We start from the raw sequence: 15,187 nt of genomic DNA on the forward strand, positions 1-15,187 counted from the left end.
AATTTTATTATTTGTTCATTGTTCTTACAAGGTGTGGCAATAAATGTTTTAAGGCTTCTAGCCCTTCTTCAACAGCATTTGGGTTTCCAGGGAGTGCAACAATTAGCGTTTTTTTGTATATTCCAGCGACGGCTCTACTAGCCCATGAAAGAGGTGTGTATTTTTCTCCATCTTTTCGAAGAAGTTCAGTAACTCCAGGAATTTGGAGTTCACAAATATCTCCAATAGCTTCTGGAGTAACGTCTCTTGGTGAAACACCAGTTCCACCTGTTGTAATTATCATATTTGGATTTTTTTGATCAACTATATTGATAATAGTATTTTTTATGATTTCTTTTTCATCTGGGATAATTTTTTTCTCTAGCATAGCAGCACCTTGGCTTTCTAATATACTAGATAGTACTTTACCCGACTTATCTTCGTAGATCTTTGCAGATGCTCTATCACTAATTGTAATACTAACACAAGAGATTTTATCGAATAGCTTTGGAATATCTATGATTTTTTTTATCTCATCAGGTAAAGATTCTTCATTATAAATTTTATTGTTTTTACCACCTTCTTTATATAAGAGTTTAATATCTGAAATTAACATATCTTGGCCATACATTTTACATAAATCATATATACATAGTAAAGCAGCTTGCACTCCAGCAATAGCTTCCATTTCCACACCTGTTTTTGAATATGTTCCAACATAGCAAAAAGCTTCAACACAGTTAGTATTTTTATTTATCTCGGTTTTAATACTTACATGATCTATGGTTAGAGGATGGCATAATGGTAAAAGAGTTGATGTTGACTTTGCACCATTAATTCCTGCTATTTCTGCTAATGGTAGTACATCGCCTTTTTCAAGCTTTCTTTCAGACACCAACTTAAGCACTTCGCTTTTCATTTGAATTTTACCTGTAGCTAAAGCTCGTCTATGAGTAGGAGGTTTATTACCCACATTTATCATATTATAAGAAGAATTTTTGAAGAATTCCTTTATCGCTTTATCTGTGTTTGAATGCATCTTTAGTTACTGCAATTAAAGTTTTCTGATATTAAATTTTAGCATTAAAGATCGATGTTGAATATGTTAATATTAGCAGTTTTTTTGTATTTAGATAAAGGAGTTAAAACCTTAACTTAATAAGCTATCTTTAGAGTAGTCGTATTATAACGTTGCTAATGAGGTTTATTTCTCAACCTTAAATGTTGTGCCGCAATAAGGACAAGTGTTTGTTTTTTTGTCTTCAAGGTCGATATATACTCTTGGGTGTAAATTCCAGTTTTCATGGTATTTTGTTGGACAACATATTCTTTCACCAGGGCGTACTTTAATAATTTTTTGTTCTTTTTTCATTTTTATAATGTAAACAAAGTCTTATAAATGTTTAGATTTTAACAAAAATATAAAGAAATTAATAATACAAAAACAAATATAAATTACTTATACTTAAAGAGTTATGTAAAAAACAGAAGGTTTTGACATATGAAAAGGTTATATAATGCAAATATGTCAGCAAAAATATCTCGGACAAAATGGGATATTTTTGCTTTATCAATAATACTTTTAATCCTATGCCTCTTTGTCTGGTCAACCTCTAATCTTGGAGGTGCAGTTGACTATACTAATCAAACAAGTGTTGAAAAGTATTCGCAAATATCATTAAACCTGTGGCTGTTGCCTTATTATACAGCAGAAACAACTATTAGAATGTTTATTGGTTTAGGAATTTCCTTATTAATGACATTTATTTTTGGTACATGGGCTGCAAAAAGTAAGAGAGCAGAGAGTTTAATTATACCAGTTGTAGATATTTTGCAATCTATACCAGTATTAGGTTTTTTTGCTATAACTGTGACAGGCTTCTTAGCATTATTTCCAACTTCCTTATGGGGAGCTCAGGCAGCTGTAATTTTTGGTATTATTACAGCACAAGCATGGAATATGATACTTAGCTTCTACCAGTCGCTTAAAACTGTTCCTAAAGAATTAAATGAAGCTGCAGAAATGTATCAGCTTTCACCATGGCAGAAGTTCTGGAAAGTTGAGGTGCCATTTTCGATGCCTGGCTTAGTTTGGAATACTATGATGTCAATGTCTGCAAGCTGGTTTATGATTGTTGCTTCTGAAACTATAATAGTTAATTTCAGTGCTTCTCAATCGATACCAATAAATTTATCAGGAATAGGATCTTTCATTGAAGCGGCCAATAATGCACAAAGTTTTGGGGCTGTTGGAGCTGCTATAGTTACTATGTTAATAACAATTGTACTATATGACCAGCTTTTATTTAGGCCTTTAGTTGCATGGTCCGAAAAGTTTGTAATAGGAGATAATCCATCAGAAGCATATAGTAAATCATGGTTCTTAAATATTCTGCAAAAATCTATGGCTGTAAAGTTATTCACATTATTTTTAGCTAAAATTTCTAATAAAATAGTTAATATTAAGATATTTAAGAAAAATCCTAATGATGCGTATGATCGAAAAGTTCATCGTAAAGTGGAAAAAAGCGAAAGTGCATTTAGGAGGCTATTTTGGAATATAATTATTACTATTGTTGTTTTGCTTCTATTGTATTCTATGTACCAAACTATTTATGCAAAAAATTCTAGTATAGGTGTAGAAGAAACTCTTAAAGTTTTCATGTACGGTTTATTTACAGGAGTTCGGGTCGCTGTTCTGATACTTATAACTTCTTTAATATGGGTTCCTATAGGTATATGGATTGGATTAAGGCCAAAGATAGCTCAGAAGGTCCAGCCCTATGCTCAAATGGCAGCAGCTTTCCCAGTAAACGTTTTATATGGTATTTTTGGAACATTAATTGTAATGTTTAACTTACATTTTGATATCTGGTGTATTTTACTAATGGCTCTTGGAACACAGTGGTATATTTTGTTTAATGTTATTGCTGGAGCATCTGCTATACCAGAAGAGTTAAAATTTGCTGCTACAAATATGCAGCTAAAAGGAATAGCAAAACTTAAGAAATTCCTAATACCAGCTGTAATGCCTTATTATGTAACCGGAGCAATTACCGCAGCAGGAGGCTCTTGGAATGCTAGTATCATCAGTGAGTATATAAACTGGGGCAAAGATTCTGTAATTCAGGCCTCAGGGATAGGTGATTATATTACAAAATATACAAATATGCCTGGAGATCATACAGCAAACGTCCTTTTAGGTGTGATCGTAATGTGTATTTTAGTAGTTGCATCAAATAAATTGTTTTGGCGCAAATTATATAACTATGCAGAAAACCGTTTTAGCATGAATATGTAAAGCATAGGATAATTTTAGAATGAGTAAGAAAATATTTACGGTAGAAAAGGTTGATAAGGAATTTAATATTAAAGGAGGACACTCTCTTAAAGTATTAGATAATATAAATTTTACTCTTTATGAAAGAGAAATTGTTGCTTTATTAGGTAAGTCAGGTTCAGGTAAATCAACATTATTAAGAATAATAGCTGGACTGTTAAGTCCAACAAATGGCGATGTGCTATATAGAGGGAAAAAAGTATCTGCACCAGTACCGGATATTTCGATGGTTTTTCAAAGCTTTGCTCTTATGCCATGGCTAACTGTTTTACAGAATGTTGAGCTAGGGCTTGAGGCACGTAAGATAGGTCTCAAAGAGCGTAGAGAACGAGCTTTAAAGGCTATTGATATGGTAGGTCTTGACGGTTTTGAAAATGCTTATCCTAAAGAGCTTTCTGGAGGGATGAAACAGCGTGTTGGTTTTGCAAGAGCTCTAGTTCTTGAGCCAGATGTTTTACTTATGGATGAACCTTTTTCAGCTCTTGATATTTTGACAGCTGAAAACCTTAGAGAGGATTTACTTGATCTATGGGAAGATAATGATGCTATGAAAGGTATCTTGTATGTTACTCATAGTATTGAAGAAGCTGTTTTAACAGCAGATAGAATAATAATATTTGGAAGTAATCCTGGGTTTATTCGTGGTGAGTTGAAAATAGATATTCCTCATCCAAGAAGCTCACAAGATCCAGTTGTTGCAAATCTTGTTGATCAGGTTTATCGTATGATGACAACGGCTCAGACAAAAGAGCTTTCAGAACGTATGAATAAGAAAACAGCTATGACAATTGGTTATAGACTTCCAGATGTAGATATTTCTGAAATGAATGGTCTTTTGGATGAAATGGCCGAGATCAAAGATGTTGATGCTGTTGACCTACCTCAACTTGCAGATGAGTTACATCTTGATATTGATGATTTATTCCCAATTATTGAGATTCTTTCTATTTTGCGCTTTGCAGAAGTTTCAGATGGTGATATTAAAATGACGGCGATGGGACGTAAATTTATTGATTCAAATATTGATGATAGAAAATTCATTTTTGGTAGATTATTTTTAAAATATATTCCTTTGGCTCGTCATGTTGTTAAGGTTTTAAATGAAAGAGAAAATCAATCTGCACCAAGAAGCAGGTTCTTGGCAGAGCTAGATGATTATTATCCAGTGGATATTGCTGAAAGAGTTTTTGATACTTTTATTGATTGGGCCCGTTATGCTGAGCTTATTTATTATGATGCAAATACTGGTATTATTTCACTAGATGATAATGCTGCTGAATATATAAAGAAAATGTAGTTTTAGTTATTAAATCTAATGTCCTCTTTGGGGATTAGAAGAATCTTTTGCTCTCAGGCTAAGGTAGAGTAATAAGTTATTTTAATGACAAATTTATGGTTATAGATCAGGGATGTTCCATTAAAAAAACAATTTCCCAACCTTTGATTATAATACTTATAGCTATGTTTTAGAAGCTATTTTTTAAATTATCTCAGAAACAATGTTAATTTAATAGATAAATCATATTAGAGATAATAAATAATTAAAGGGTTATTCATTTATATAAACTTCTGAATTCTTTCATCAAATACAAAAATATTTTATAAAGTGGTATTGAATAACAGGGACAGTTTAACCTATGGAATTTTATTACGATAACTTATTGGAAAAACGGGCGGCTTAGATGGGAACTAAATAATTGAAAATATTGTTTAATTTATTGGGGTAGTATAATATTTGGTTAATTTAAATTTAGTTGGTTTAATGATATGATGGCAAAAAGTAACCTGTAGAAAATTTATTTGTAATATAGCAGATTTAAAATTGCCTTATTATACTTGCTATGACAACTTCTAGATTTATAAAATTCTCTAATATAATATGAATAGACGCACTATATGTCTCTCCATTTTTGGGAGGGGTTAAATCGTACTATTAATTAAATAAAGGAAAATTAGCAAATGTCAAAAATAAATAAAGGAAGTATGCGAGCTCCTTTTTGGGTTTTATGGACTCTCGAGTTGTGGGAGAGGTTTGGGTTCTATGGTTTACAAGCTATATTAGCAGTTTATTTTGCAAAGCATTTAGGTTTTGATGATGCAAATGCAATGCTTATTTTTGGATCATTCTCTGCTCTTTTATATGGTGGGCCTTTAATAGGTGGTTGGATAGGAGATAATTATCTTGGATCTAAAAGAACTGTAGCAGTGGGTGCTACAATTTTATTTTTATCATATTTGTGTTTGAGCTTATCATCATTACTTTCTAATGCCACTGGTGTTGATAGTCAATCAATAATTCTTTATTCCCTTGCAGGTGTAGCTGTAGGGGGCGGCTTATTTAAGCCAAATCCAACCTCATTAATTTCAAAACTTTTTAAGAAAGGTGATCCTGCACAAGATGGCGCTCTAACTTATTATTATATGGCTATTAATATAGGTTCATTTTTTTCTATGTTAATGACGCCTGTTATAGCTGCAGAATATGGTTATACACATGCTTTTCTAGTTTCTGCAGTAGGGATGTTTTTAGGTTTACTTTGCTATACTATTTTTTATTCAAAAATGTCTCATATTGCTAGTGAAGCTGGTTTGAAAAAGTTTAGCTTTAGTAAGCTTTTGGTGGTTTTAATTGGTTGTATAATAGGTATAGCAATTATTGGAAGTATTTTAGAGAAGACCCAAGTTTGTAGGATAATAATAACAATTATAACTATAGTTGCTATTATCTACTTTTTTAAAAAAATGTTTCAGCAAAACTTGCATGAAAGAAAGAGAATGATTGTAGCATTTATTCTGATTATACAAGGTGTGATATTCTTTGTGTTGTATCAACAAATGCCTACATCTTTAAATTTCTTTGCTATTAATAATGTTGATAGATCTTTTCTAGGACTAGCAGTACAGCCTGAACAATGGCAAGTATTAAATCCTCTAGTTATTGTTCTGATGGCACCAATATTATCTGTATTATATAAGAAAACACCTGGAACACATGTTACTAAGTTTTGTATTGGTATGACACTTTGTGCATTAGCATTCTTAGTTTTATACTTTCCTCAATTTACAACAACTACAGGTATTGTGTCTGGGTGGTGGTTAGTACTTAGCTATTGGTTACAATCAACAGGAGAATTATTAATTTCGGCGCTTGGGTTATCAATGGTTGCTGAGCTTTTCCCTTCAAGAATGGGAGGTTTTGCTCAAGGTATGTGGCAGATTACAACCATGGTTGCTGGACCAATAGGTGGTTTTGTTGGTGCTCTAACAGCCCCTCCGGCAGGAGAGCATTTTACTAAAGTACAAAGTATTGCGGTATATGGACATGTATTCTTAGTTATAGGTCTAGTAGTAGTTGTTGTTGTCATTATAATGTGGGCAATTCGTGGTTGGCTAAACAGCGTAATAGATAGCACTTTAGATTATGTTGAAACTTTACATAACCCTAACGAAGAGTCTGCAAGCTTAATTAAATAATAAAAGTCTCAATCTTCTAATTTTTTGTTAAAATATGTTCAGTTATTTTAAAAATATAATTTCCAATGTCTAATAAATTTTTATCAGGATTGAATTCTCAACAACAAAGAGCAACTTTGTTAGAAGATCGCAATTCTTTAATACTAGCAGGAGCAGGGAGTGGTAAAACAAAAGTCTTAACTTCACGCATTGCATATCTATGTCAAAATAAAGGTGTAGCGATAGATAACATATTAGCTGTAACATTTACCAATAAGGCCGCTAGGGAGATTCAGCAACGTGTAGAAGGTATGCTGGGAATATCTACTTTTGGTATGTGGATAGGTACTTTTCATGGTATTGCACATAGATTATTACGTAAGCATGCTCATGAGTTGAGTTTAGATAAGAACTTTAGAATACTTGATCAAGATGAACAAGCTCAGCTTATAAAAAAAGTTATAAAGGGTTTGGAGCTAGATGATAAAAAATATCCTCCTAAATTATTGCAAAATTTCATAAATAAGCAAAAAGATAAGGCTATGCGTAGTAATAAACTTGCTAATCAATATGATGCAAATTATAGTCATATTTATAAGGCTTATGAAGAGCGATTGTTATTAGATAATGCTTTGGATTTTGCAGATCTTCTTTTATATTTGTATGAACTTTTTTCTTTAAATCAACAGCTGAGAGAATATTATCAAAACTTATTTAAATATATTCTTATTGATGAGTTTCAGGATACCAATCAAGTTCAGTATCTATGGCTAAAGCTTTTAGCTACAAATAATAATTATACTATGGCTGTTGGTGATGATGATCAGTCTATATATGGTTGGCGAGGAGCGGTCGTTGATAATATTCATAACTATGTTAAAGATATGAATAATGTTGAAGTTATAAAGTTAGAGCAGAACTATCGCTCAACTAAAAATATCCTAAAAGCTGCAAACTCAGTGATTAAAAATAATGATAATAGAATGTCAAAAGAGCTTTGGTCAGCAGCTGAAGAAGGCGATAAAGTTGAAGTTTATTGTGCTGTAAATGAGCGAGATGAAGCTAAATATATAATACAGAAGATAAAGGGATTACATAGTGATGGTGTTGACTACAGTGATATAGCTATTTTGTATCGCTCAAATTATTTATCGCGTATTTTAGAGGAAAGTTGTATATATGCAAGTATTCCTTACAGAATTTATGGCGGTTTTAAATTCTTTGATAGAGCTGAAATTAAAGATGCACTAGCTTATTTGAGATTAGCTGTAACAAACAATGATAACTTAGCATTTGAGAGAATTATAAATACTCCGGCTAGAGGTATTGGTAATAAAACCTTAGAAATTATTAGAAATTTTGCCCAAATAAATTCTATATCGTATTGGCAAGCAACAATTGATGTTACTCAAAGAGAGTTCGTTACTAAAAGAACAGCTGGACTGCTTTTAAAATTTGTAGAATTAATTAATGATATCTCTGGGAAAATTAGTGAATTAAGTTTGGATAAATTACTCGAGCATGTTATTAATAAGAGTGGCTTACTTGCTTCTTATGAAGAGAAAAATACAGAAAAAGATCGTCAAAAAATAGATAATTTAAAAGAGCTTATAAGTGCTGCAAAAGATTTTGAACCTCAAATAGAATTACTGGATGATAATACAGATATTTTACAAGACTTTTTATCATTTGCCGTATTAGAAGCTGGTGATATGCAAGCTGATGAAACTGTTGATAGTATTCAATTAATGACTATTCATGCATCAAAAGGCTTGGAGTTTAAATATGTGTTTATGGTTGCAGCTGAAGAAGGAGTTTTTCCACCGAGTTCAATTATTAATGCAGAAGAAGATTTTGATAGTAAGTATTCCAATAAAATGCAGGAAAAGTTGGCTGAAGAAAGAAGATTATTTTATGTTGCAATAACTAGGGCAATGAAAGTTTTGACTATCAGCTATGCTCAAGTGCGTAATATATTTGGTCGTAGTAGTTTTCAAGTTAAGTCACGTTTTCTATCAGAGATAGATGATGAACATTTAAATGAAGGTAAGAATCATTCTATAAATATGCTAAAAACTAAAATAAAGCAGAAATCTAATTTTGGTGTTTCAGCATTTGATTTTCTTAAGTCAAATAGCTCTACTAGAGACAGTTTTAATCCTGGAGATCGAGTGTATCATAAAGTTTTTGGTAAAGGTCTATTTATAAAAGCTCAATCGCAAGGTACAAAAAAGTTTTATACTATTAATTTTGGTGATGATGTTGGTCAAAAAATTCTTTTAGCAGATATAGCAAATCTTGTGAAAATCTAATCTCTAAATTAAAATACAGTCAATTTTTTTGTTTTATATCTTAGAGATTAATACTAGAACAACTTTCTTGCTCTATTGAACGGTTGATCATGTTATGGTATCATGATTAATAATGTATTTAATGCCGTTGATTTAGAAGGTTTTATAATTATGAAGTATAAAAAACCTCTTATAAAAATTATAGTTATCTGTTTAGGGTTGTTTATTCTTTTTGAAGTATATATAAGTTATGATGAAATATTTGCTAGAGATGCTTACTTATATAGTGACATCTCTAGAGTTAATTCTAAAGTTAGTGGTCAAGTGCTCAAAGTAAATGTCCATGATGGCCAGTCTGTGAGAGTGGGGTATGTTATGTTTGAGCTTGATTGTAAAGATCAGAAGTTGAAAAGAAATACTATTCAAGCAAATATAAATCTGCAACAAAATTTTAAGAAGAGTTCGTTTATAGCCCTTAAGTTAGCAGAAGAAGCTTATAAAAATGCGCAAGCAAACTTGGAACTCACAGATCGAGATATTATTAGGTATAGAAGGTTACATCAAGAAAAAGCTATCTCTGATATTGAATATGCTATAAAAAAACATATTCTCATCGATCAGCGAGCAAATCTACTAAAATATAAGCAAGGAATCCAGAAGGTAACAACTAATCTAATTAATACTAGTAATCAGATTAAGGTTTTACAAGCTCAAGAGAAACAAGTAGAGAACCAGATTGATGAATGTAAAGTTCGAGCAAAAATAACAGGTAGAATAAGTAATTTTAGGTTGACTAAAGGGGATTATGTTACAAAAGGGAAATCTTTATTTTCGATTATTGATAATCAAAACTGGAGAGTTATTGCAAATGTTAAAGAGTCTTACTTATCTTCAGTAAAAGTTGGACAAAAAGTTAAGATAACAACAAGTTTAACAGGACTGCACTTTTTAACAGGTACAGTTATTCATAAAGATATTGTTATAAGCCGACCTGAATATAGTAAAAATACTGCCTTACCGAATATTAACCCTAATATCGATTGGATTAAGTTAGATAAGCGCTTCCCGGTTATAATTAGGGTTGAGCAAACAGATTTGAGTAAGTATTTTTCAGTAGGTGCAGATGCGCATGTTTGGTTTATCTAAAGAATTATTCTATATAGAGTATTCAAGTGTAAAGTTAAAAGTTTCAATCATTGCTACTATAACCAGCCTTATAAGCTTATTTATTTGTTTTTCTTTCCATATCACAGAGCCTTTTTTTACATTTCCAGCTGTCTTTGCTATTGTCAGTCCAAACCTTAATGTAATTTTGTATAAAGCACCAAGAAGACTTTTAGGAACTATTGTTGGTAGTATTGTCTCTATTTGTGTAGTGTTAACCTTTTCGGATTATCCATTCTTAAGTTTAATAATAGTGCTGATTTTAGCATTAATAACCTCATATTTATCTAAAATCACATCAGAGAGTTACTTAGGTTTATTTCTATCTCTTCATATATTATTTATAGGATCAGTAATTGTTTTTGATCCAAGTATAGGATTTAAGGTTGCTGAAAATAGACTCATTGCTAATATTATTGGAATAGCTTGTACATGTGTAGTTTTTTCTTTTATCTATAGGTTGCCCAAAGGTGCAGAAGTTAGTTCAGTAAAATTACCAAAAAAGGATGCCATTTTATATGCATCAGTTATCATTATATCAACTGTAATTGCAATAACAATATGGGAGGTTTTGAAAGTTCCAGGTGGATCTTTAAATATGATTATCTCAATAATTACTATATCAGGTATTAATAATAATTCTAGTTTACTTAAAGGTAAGCAAAGATTCATAGGTTGTCTTTTTGGTATTTGTGCTGCAATTTTAACTATTGCTTTATCATCTATTAGTATTGTTTTCTTTTTCATTAGTTTTTTTTGCTTTGCTACTATTTTTTCATATTATAATTTGTCTCATAGTAATCACTCATATGCTGGGATACAGGCTATTATGGGTTTATGTATAATGTGCTTCCCTGATTATAGTATGGAGGTATCAGTTTCAGAAGGGTTTGATAGAGTTTTAGGGATACTGTTAGGGGTTGTCATTGTGAATTTGGTTTTTAAGTCTCTTAACTATATTTTTATGAATGATAAATCCAAACTATGATCTATCCTGCTAATTTGGGACAGTTGTTAACTTCATTCTTCATTATATATTCAAAGTGACTAGGAGTCATGTAATTTATAGTTGAATGCTTCCTTTTAGTATTATAATAAGCCTCAATATATTCAAAGATTGAAGATTTAGCCTCATCTCTAGTTTTATATTTTTCATCATGCACTAACTCTACCTTTAGAGTTCCAAAGAAGCTTTCACAAGCAGCATTATCATAACAGCATCCTTTAGAGCTCATACTAGATAATAACCAATTATCACTTATGAGATTTTGAAATTTCTATGAGCAATACTGTGTACCTCTATCAGAATGAATAATAACACCGGTAGGAAAATCTCTTCTAAATAAGGCCATATTTAAAGTATTACATACTATCTCTGCTTTCATTCTTTTATCCATTGACCAACCTATAACTACTCTTGAAAATAAATCTATAATTACACACAAATATAGCCATCCTTCTTGGGTAGGGATATAAGTAATATCAGTAACCCATTTCTGATTAATATCTTGAGCATCAAAATCCTGATCAAGTAAATTACCCGCTACTTTCTTGTCATGATCAGAATTTGTTGTAACTTTGTATTTCTTACTTGCTTTAGCCTGTAAACCTAATAATTTAATACGTTTTGATACCCTCGGTTGTATTACTTTCCAGCCTTTATCTTTTAAATTCCCTATAAATCCTAACAGAACCATATCTAGATTTGTGATCATTAAATATTTGCATAATAGCCAGATCCAAATCATAGTCATTTAGTTGCCTTTTACCTATAGGATTATCTATCCACCTATAGTAAGCAGAAGTGCTTACTCCCAAAGTCTTGCATAATGTTGTTATAGCCATAACATCTCTATGACTTTGTATAAAGGCATACCTTACGTATTTGGGTTTGCAAAGTATGCCGCTGCCTTTTTTAGAATCTCTCGCTCTGTTTCTGCTTTCTTAAGTTTCTTTTTTTACTCATTTATCTATTTCCTAATTTATCTAGTTAAGTTTAACATCTAGGAATAAAAATCTTTCTAAAATCAGTAGCTTTTTCTGGGGACATTATAATTTTGACATGTAGCTGGTTATCCATGTACAGAGTGTTTTATAATTTATTCCTAGATTATCTGCTATTTCTTTACGATTTGCATCTTCCGCTAAGCATAACTGCACTGCTTGATCCATAAATTCTTCTGGGTATCTTTTGTAAGCCATGTCTCTCTCCTTTTCCTGACATCAAAAGTGTCCCAAATTGACGGGGGAGATCACTATTTTAGTTATTGTTTATATTTCTAATCATTTTTTGTAATACGATAAAAGCCAAAAGCAAAGAAATTATAAATATTGTAGTTATACTAATATTTGCTTGAATATTAACTAGGTTACCTATATCTATAGATGAACCGACAACGATCTGACCCACTTCGATAACTATAGTTATAATCATATTTGTTATAGCAACACCAATTGCTGCAAAGTTTTTGGGACATATTTTACCAAAGTAGTACCAGACGAGAACTTGTGATGCTGAGAACACCCCAAATAAGAAAGTAATTATTATCGCAGAATTTTTTAAAATACCTAGGTTTATTAATATACACATTATGCCAACTCCTAGTATTGAAAAATTAATTATATTTTTGCTATTAAATTTATTACAAAGTAGTGTTTTAATTGGCGAAAAAATAATCCAACCTATAAATATTGAAGTAATCAGTGTTGTTGAGTATATATCACTAAAGCCATACGATTGTTTGAAGTACAAAATGCCATATTGGGATGTTAAGACTACCGTAGGTACATATAAAAGCCCTCCCCAAACGGCATTCTGCCAAAGGCTTTTATTTTTTATGAGCTGTTTACTTACTTCAAATATTTGATCAAATTTTGGCATTAGAGATATTGTATATTTTTCTTTAGGTAGAGCGAAAAAGAATAATATCGCTAATGGAAACGCTATAAGCCCTGAATAAATAAAAATATTTATCCAAGAAGTATCATAACTGGATATTAAAACACTAATATTTTGAGAAAAGGCTGCTGCTAATGTGCCTAAAGAGATAACGACGCTTGTTACAATAGAGAAGTATTTAGGATTTAGATTTTCTAGAGTTAATTTTAGAACTCCAATAAACGCAAATGATGATCCAATACCAACAAGAAGCCTACCAAAAAGAGCTAACTCATAGCTACCTGATATAAATATAATATTTCCAACGCCACAAGTTATGGTTGCAAAAATAAGAATTTTTTTACTTCCAAATCTATCAAGTAGTATTCCAGCAGGTATTTGCATCAAAAGATAAGTAATATTGTAGCTAGATACTAGGAATGAGAATCCAATATGAGTAGAAATATTAAAATACTGGACTATTTGTTCCTGATAAACACCTGTCAATATTCTTAAAAAAAATTCATAACAGTAAAAGCTAATACCAATAATCAGTATAAGTGACAGTCGGAGTTGTTGCATTATTTTATATAAAGAGTGACTTATTCGCTCAAATCTATACTTTTATGTTTCGTTTGTCTAATTATTTTCTTTAAATCTATATTTTATGTTAACTAAAATTAATAAAAAAATAACTCTTTGAAAATGCAAAATTAACTTAAAATTAGATAAAAAAAGAGCTAATTATTCCTTGTAAAATTAATGTTTAAATCATTACTTATATAGGTGATATTTTATTTACATACTAATGGTTCTAACGCATAATTTTCTAAATCAATTAATAATTTTTATTCGTATATGCAGAATATAACAAGAGTCGGTTTTACTATATGGTTTATGTGTGCATTTTTTTATGCTCTTGAATTTATTGTTAGAGCCTCTGGAAATTCTTTATATAATAGTTTTATTATTGCCCCATATGATTTAAGCCCAGAACAAATTAGTGTTTTTAGTTCGGCATTTTACTGGGCATATGTAGCTTCTCAACTACCTGCTGGAATTTTGGTTGATAAGTTCAGTATTAAGAAAATTATGCTAGTTAGTACCTTTCTTTTTTCTATTGGTGTTTTTATCGCAACAAGAACTACATCTCAAGAGTATTTGATTTTATATAGAGTGTTAGCAGGCATAGGCGGAGGCTTTGCTTTCTTATGTGCATTGAAAGCAATAGCAATATGGCTACCAAAGAGAACATTTCCATTATTTACAGGTGCTACTCAAATGTTAATGTATGGGGCTGGAACAATTACTGGTTTGCCATTTGTTATTTTGGCAAATCACTTTAGTGTTCAGGTAATTATGTCTGTTATCTTAATTGTTTCAACGTTACTCTTTCTAAGTGTATTGTTTTTTGTGCCATCTAATGAGTCACATGATCAAAAAAATGTTGACGAACTAGCAGATACACATACAAAGATTGAAGATATTCCTATTGTTTTTAAAATTAAGCAGATTTTACTCAATGGATTTTTTTGTTTTACTATTTATGGGACCACAGCTGTTTTCGCAGATTTGTGGAGTTATAGATTCTTGAGTCTAGATGGGTATCCTAAAGGGTACGCTGGATTGGCTTCATCTATGATATTTATAGGTATCGCAGTTTTTAGCCCACTATGGGGAATTTTAGCAACTATTTTAAATAAACAAAAGATCTTACTAACTATCGCTTCAGCACTTGGTTTTTTTGTGGTTATAGCAATTGTGTATATGCATCTTGATCCAGTTGTAATGTGCGTTTTATGTGTTTTATGGGGTGGAATGCAAGCTGTGCATGTATTGAACTTTACAATACTGCGTGCTCATATTAGCCCTTTATATATTGCTACAGGTCTTGCTATGGTAAATCTTTTTATTCCTTTAAGTGGAGCCGTGTTGCAGCCATTTGTAGGGTATACGGTGTCATTTTTAGATAAATCAGGTTTTGAGCATCTATCATCTTTCAAATATGCTTTGTTAATTCTTCCTATATTAATGCTATTATCAGTTATATTGACTCTTTTTATTAAGGAGAAAAAAGCTTAA

General features: G+C 31.2%; 13 protein-coding genes. 7 read left to right on the plus strand and 6 right to left on the minus strand.

Annotated elements, in window-relative coordinates; all coding sequences use genetic code 11:
* Positions 1 to 7 precede the first annotated feature (7 nt).
* Both moaCB and CDV26_RS01175 read right to left on the minus strand, forming a co-directional pair.
* The gene (moaCB, locus tag CDV26_RS01170) at positions 8 to 952 is read right to left on the minus strand and encodes a bifunctional molybdenum cofactor biosynthesis protein MoaC/MoaB (protein WP_157671326.1); all 945 of its coding nucleotides are present in this window, start codon (positions 950 to 952) and stop codon (positions 8 to 10) included.
* Between the two features lie 231 nt (positions 953 to 1,183).
* On the minus strand, positions 1,184 to 1,351 hold the full coding sequence (locus tag CDV26_RS01175; RefSeq protein ID WP_088771736.1) for a zinc-finger domain-containing protein: 168 nt from the start codon (positions 1,349 to 1,351) through the stop codon (positions 1,184 to 1,186).
* Positions 1,352 to 1,480: 129 nt separating this feature from the next.
* Between CDV26_RS01175 and CDV26_RS01180 the strand changes: the two genes are divergently transcribed.
* From CDV26_RS01180 to CDV26_RS01205, 6 genes are all read left to right on the plus strand, one after another.
* Positions 1,481 to 3,280: an ABC transporter permease gene (locus CDV26_RS01180; RefSeq protein WP_088771737.1), complete on the plus strand. Its 1,800-nt coding sequence runs from the start codon at positions 1,481 to 1,483 to the stop codon at positions 3,278 to 3,280.
* A gap of 19 nt (positions 3,281 to 3,299) precedes the next feature.
* Entirely contained in the window at positions 3,300 to 4,616 is a 1,317-nt protein-coding gene (locus tag CDV26_RS01185; protein ID WP_088771738.1) for an ABC transporter ATP-binding protein, read from the plus strand.
* A 662-nt stretch (positions 4,617 to 5,278) separates the two neighbouring features.
* Complete coding sequence (locus CDV26_RS01190; protein ID WP_088771739.1) at positions 5,279 to 6,793, plus strand: oligopeptide:H+ symporter; 1,515 nt, start codon at positions 5,279 to 5,281, stop codon at positions 6,791 to 6,793.
* Positions 6,794 to 6,858: 65 nt separating this feature from the next.
* Positions 6,859 to 9,084 (plus strand): UvrD-helicase domain-containing protein, encoded by a 2,226-nt coding sequence (locus CDV26_RS01195; RefSeq protein WP_088771740.1) that lies wholly within the window; start codon positions 6,859 to 6,861, stop codon positions 9,082 to 9,084.
* Positions 9,085 to 9,186: 102 nt separating this feature from the next.
* Positions 9,187 to 10,209: an HlyD family secretion protein gene (locus tag CDV26_RS01200; protein WP_088771741.1), complete on the plus strand. Its 1,023-nt coding sequence runs from the start codon at positions 9,187 to 9,189 to the stop codon at positions 10,207 to 10,209.
* Positions 10,193 to 11,215 (plus strand): FUSC family protein, encoded by a 1,023-nt coding sequence (locus tag CDV26_RS01205; protein WP_169709696.1) that lies wholly within the window; start codon positions 10,193 to 10,195, stop codon positions 11,213 to 11,215. Before CDV26_RS01200 ends, CDV26_RS01205 begins: the two co-directional genes overlap by 17 nt.
* Before the next feature lies 1 nt (position 11,216).
* Here CDV26_RS01205 and CDV26_RS01210 read toward each other — a convergent pair whose 3' ends face one another.
* The 4 genes from CDV26_RS01210 to CDV26_RS01225 form a co-directional block, all read right to left on the minus strand.
* On the minus strand, positions 11,217 to 11,462 hold the full coding sequence (locus CDV26_RS01210) for an IS3 family transposase (RefSeq protein WP_088771743.1): 246 nt from the start codon (positions 11,460 to 11,462) through the stop codon (positions 11,217 to 11,219).
* 42 nt (positions 11,463 to 11,504) lie between these two features.
* Positions 11,505 to 11,942 carry a DDE-type integrase/transposase/recombinase gene (locus CDV26_RS01215; RefSeq protein ID WP_157671328.1) on the minus strand — a complete coding sequence of 146 codons (438 nt, stop codon included), beginning with the start codon at positions 11,940 to 11,942 and terminating at the stop codon, positions 11,505 to 11,507.
* 334 nt (positions 11,943 to 12,276) lie between these two features.
* The gene (locus CDV26_RS01220) at positions 12,277 to 12,429 is read right to left on the minus strand and encodes a transposase (RefSeq protein ID WP_088771589.1); all 153 of its coding nucleotides are present in this window, start codon (positions 12,427 to 12,429) and stop codon (positions 12,277 to 12,279) included.
* A gap of 58 nt (positions 12,430 to 12,487) precedes the next feature.
* Positions 12,488 to 13,687: an MFS transporter gene (locus CDV26_RS01225; protein WP_088771745.1), complete on the minus strand. Its 1,200-nt coding sequence runs from the start codon at positions 13,685 to 13,687 to the stop codon at positions 12,488 to 12,490.
* A gap of 276 nt (positions 13,688 to 13,963) precedes the next feature.
* Here CDV26_RS01225 and CDV26_RS01230 point away from each other — a divergent pair, with 276 nt between their 5' ends.
* Positions 13,964 to 15,187, plus strand: a complete 1,224-nt coding sequence (locus CDV26_RS01230) for an MFS transporter (RefSeq protein ID WP_088771746.1) — start codon at positions 13,964 to 13,966, stop codon at positions 15,185 to 15,187.

The sequence above is a fragment of the Francisella halioticida genome, from assembly GCF_002211785.1.
GTDB lineage: Bacteria > Pseudomonadota > Gammaproteobacteria > Francisellales > Francisellaceae > Francisella > Francisella halioticida.